Origin of the sequence: Ligilactobacillus murinus DSM 20452 = NBRC 14221, from assembly GCF_001591685.1 — a bacterium.
Classification (GTDB): domain Bacteria; phylum Bacillota; class Bacilli; order Lactobacillales; family Lactobacillaceae; genus Ligilactobacillus; species Ligilactobacillus murinus.
This window is the reverse complement of the sequence record NZ_BCVJ01000127.1, coordinates 1-862: the sequence shown is the minus strand read 5'-3', so window position 1 is coordinate 862 and position 862 is coordinate 1. Positions and strand designations below refer to the sequence as shown.

1 protein-coding gene is annotated in these 862 nt (G+C 42.2%); it reads left to right on the top strand.

Annotation, left to right across the window (positions count from 1 at the left end):
* On the top strand, positions 1–862 hold an 862-nt coding region (locus LMU01S_RS10600; RefSeq protein ID WP_439956669.1), incomplete at both ends, for a mucin-binding protein.

The window sequence follows — 862 nt, the reverse complement described above, 5'->3', positions numbered from 1 at the left end:
CCCAATTCCAGATGCACCAACACCACAATATCCAAATAATCCAACAGATCCAGGTAAGACGACACCAGATCAACCAGTACCAGAGATCCCAGGAATGACACCAGAAGTACCAAGTGTCACACCAACAGATCCAGGCAAGGATACAGAGGTCATTTACAACTACGATGATCAAAAAGCAACGATCAACTATATCGATGAAACGACGGGTCAAACGATCACGTCTGATAATGTGACAGGTAAGAGTTCAACTAAGATCGCTTATTCGACGGCAGCTAAGATCAAGGAATTGACTGACAAGGGTTATGTCTTGGTAAGTGATGGTTTCCCAGCTGATGCAACATTTGATAACGATAAGAACACCGACCAAGTCTTTGACGTTATCTTAAAGCACGGTGAAAAACCAGTTGGTCCAACAGACCCACATGAACCAGACACACCGATCAATCCTAGTGATCCAGATGGTCCAAAATGGCCAGCTAAAGATCAATACAGTAAGGATTACACATCAACGATCACATATGTTGATGATAAAGGTAATAAAGTTGCTGATGACAATGTTCAAACATCTACTTGGACACGGACATTGCTTGTTGATACAGTAACTGGTGAAGTTAAGAATCCTAATGAAGCTTGGACAGCGAATAAGGCGCAATACGATGCTGTAAAATCACCACTTGTAGATGGTTATTATGCTGATAAGGCAACTGTTGCAGCTAAGGATACAAAACAAGAAAACTTGACTGAAGAAGTTGTTTACCGTCCATTAGGCAAGATCATTCCAGTTGATCCAGAAGGAAACCCAATTCCAGATGCACCAACGCCACAATATCCAAATGATCCAACAGATCCAACCCAGGGTGGA